This window comes from Kaarinaea lacus (assembly GCF_975902315.1).
On the sequence record NZ_CDLKIE010000018.1, the window covers coordinates 1 to 2,942 of the forward strand.

General features: G+C 44.8%; 3 protein-coding genes. 2 read left to right on the top strand and 1 reads right to left on the bottom strand.

The genetic code is table 11. From position 1 onward, the window contains the following. Positions 1-159 precede the first annotated feature (159 nt). Positions 160-1,416, bottom strand: a complete 1,257-nt coding sequence (locus ACWVCM_RS00310) for an AmpG family muropeptide MFS transporter (RefSeq protein WP_455199696.1) — start codon at positions 1,414-1,416, stop codon at positions 160-162. A 309-nt stretch (positions 1,417-1,725) separates the two neighbouring features. On the opposite strand from ACWVCM_RS00310, the gene ACWVCM_RS00315 reads away from it, so the two are divergent. Both ACWVCM_RS00315 and ACWVCM_RS00320 read left to right on the top strand, forming a co-directional pair. Then, complete coding sequence (locus ACWVCM_RS00315) at positions 1,726-2,571, top strand: hypothetical protein (RefSeq protein ID WP_455199697.1); 846 nt, start codon at positions 1,726-1,728, stop codon at positions 2,569-2,571. A gap of 69 nt (positions 2,572-2,640) precedes the next feature. Then, positions 2,641-2,942: homoserine O-acetyltransferase/O-succinyltransferase family protein (locus tag ACWVCM_RS00320; RefSeq protein WP_455199698.1), on the top strand; the 302-nt coding region annotated here is incomplete at its 3' end.

The window sequence follows — 2,942 nt, forward strand, 5'->3', positions numbered from 1 at the left end:
GGATATAATTGCAGAAGCCCATAACACTTTAGGTTGGGCCTTTAAATCAATATTCATTGACACATAATCTCTATCCAGGCCTGGCTCTATTTACGAACCAGGCGTACGACCATAATATTTGAACCTTGTCTATTTACTGCTAAGAATATTTACGGCGACCTACTCCTGGTCCTGGTATTGCGCGGATGAGTACTCCTCGTTCCACGGCGCCACTTTAAACAATAGCAACATACCGGGAATTGCAATGATGGTGCAAAATATAAAGAAGTTGGTCCAGCCGATAGAGTCCACGATAAAACCAACTGACGCATTGGCGAAGGTTCGGGGAACTGCCATAAAAGCAGTAAACAGCGCAAACTGGGTAGCCGTATACCTGGGGTGGGTTGATCGAGCAATAAATGCAGTAAAGGCCGCTGTTCCAAGCCCTACCCCCAGGTATTCCATACTAATCACGATAGCCAGGGCAACTTTATCATTACCCAACGTGGATAGAATAACAAAACCTATTATCGTTATCATTTGAACAGCGCCAAACAACCACAACGCCCTGTTGATCCCGATCTTCACCATCAACAATCCGCCAAGCATTCCACCGATGATTGTGGGCCAGAGCGCGGCATTTTTCGCAATCAGTCCAATTTCCGTTTTGGTAAACCCCATATCCAGATAAAATGGTGTAGCCAACGCAGTCGCCATATTGTCACCGATTTTATACAGGAACATAAAACACAACATAAACATTGCGTACTTAACGCCGTTGCGCCCGAGAAATTCTTTGAACGGATCAACGATGGCTTCCTTCAGGGTTCTGGGTGGAACCATGCTTTTCTCTTTCACCGCAAGCGTCATACCGATACCAACCAACATGAACAAACCGGTGATTTGAAATACTGTATCCCAGGGCAAATGATCTGCCAGAATCAAAGCCAGTGATCCCGGTATCAGTCCAGAGATACGGTACGCGTTTATATGTATCGAATTACCCAGGCCCAGTTCTTCATCTGGCAAAATTTCCCGTCGGTAGGCGTCAATGACAATATCCTGGCTGGCGCTAAAAAACGCGACTGCTGCACTGAGTGCCGCAATTGTCCAGATAGATTGCTGGGGATCAAACATGCCAAATGTAGCAACGACAATTAACAGGGCGACTTGCGTTATTAACAGCCAACCACGCCTGCGTCCCAGGAAAGGCGGCACATAGCGATCCATAAAAGGCGACCAGACAAATTTCCAGGCATACGGAAACTGAATAATGGCAAACAATCCGATCGTGGAAAGATCAACACCTTCGGTGCGTAGCCAGGCGGGAACAAGTGAAATCAGGATATAGAGCGGCAAACCTGAAGTGAATCCCGTAAATACACAAATGAGCATTCTGCGATTAAAGACAGATTTCCAGAAGTTGCTCTGTGTCATATTTATATTATTCCTTGCTAACGGATTTACTGATTATGTTGCGGTTTGGCGGGACAATAGCCAGGTCGACACCGGACACATCACGTTTTTGAAAAGCGGAGATTGAACGGCCACACGGTACCACAAAAATTATCTAAAATTACAATGCCTTAAGCATAGTTGTAAAATCTGCTTACCGCTAGCTCATGTTCTCGCCACTTACTGTTGATATCCTCGGCAATTTGGCGGTAACACCTTAAGGAAATTTTCCAATTGACTAAATTTCCTACATAATACGCGTCTATTGTTTGTGAACCACGAGAGAAAACTGTGAAACTGAGCGTCGACGAATTTAAAAACTGGAAAAATCGCCGTATCACACTGCTCGGCATGTCGGGTGTGGGTAAAACGTTTTTGTCGAACATCCTGATGAATGCCAACTGGTTCCATTATTCAGGTGATTATCGCATTGGTACCCGTTATCTGGATGAAGCCATTCTGGATAATATTAAACAGCAAGCGATGCAGGTACCCTTTTTACGCGATTTATTGCGCTCGGATTCCATTTACATTTGTAACAACATTACTGTAAACAATTTACAACCTGTCGCCAGTTTTCTCGGAAAATTAGGAAATCCGGAATTGGGTGGTTTACCGCTGGATGAATTCAAGCGCCGTCAGCATCTGCACAGGGATGCGGAAATAGCCACCATGAAAGACATTCCCGACTTTATCAACAAAGCCAGGGAAATATACGGCTACGAACATTTTATCAATGACGTTGGCGGAAGTATTTGCGAACTGGATGATGACGAAGTTACCCGTATCCTGACGGAACATACCATGATTCTGTATATCAAAGCTTCCAAAGAAGACGAACAAGAGTTGATTCATCGTGCTGAAGTAGATCCGAAGCCGCTCTACTATCGCGAAGAATTTCTGGATGAACAACTTGCAGTCTATAAGCAGGAAAAAAACATTGAATTTGTTGCCATGATTGATCCTGATGATTTTGTGCGCTGGATATTTCCGAAATTGTTTTATGCCCGCATTCCCCGCTATGAAGCCATCGCCAATCAATATGGCTATACCGTGACTACCAAGGAACTGTATCAGGTGCGCGATGAAAAAGATTTTCTGGATCTATTAGCCATCGCTGTCGGTCGGCAATCATAGTTGACCGACTATACTGACTATTATATAGAAACAAACAAGTCTAAAAATGAAACTTAGAGAACACGCGTAATGCCACTCGTTGCCAATTCCAGTTTACCGACTTTTGAGCGCCTGAAGCAGGAGGGGGAAACTGTACTAACGCCTGACCGGGCTGCTCATCAGGACATACGGGAACTGCATGTTGGATTACTTAACATGATGCCTGATGCCGCGTTGGCTGCCACAGAACGACAGTTTTTTCGCCTGGTCGGTGAAAGTAACCAGATTGCACAGTTTCACATGCACCCTTTCAGTATCCCGGAACTTGAACGCAGCCCTGAAGGCAAAGCGCATATTGAGCAATATTACGAAACATTTGCGCAGATCAAGCA

What these genes read in the sequence shown, in the direction of transcription:
- ACWVCM_RS00310 (WP_455199696.1), bottom strand. Translation starts at nt 1,416, where the DNA reads ATGACACAGAGCAACTTCTGGAAATCTGTCTTTAATCGCAGAATGCTC.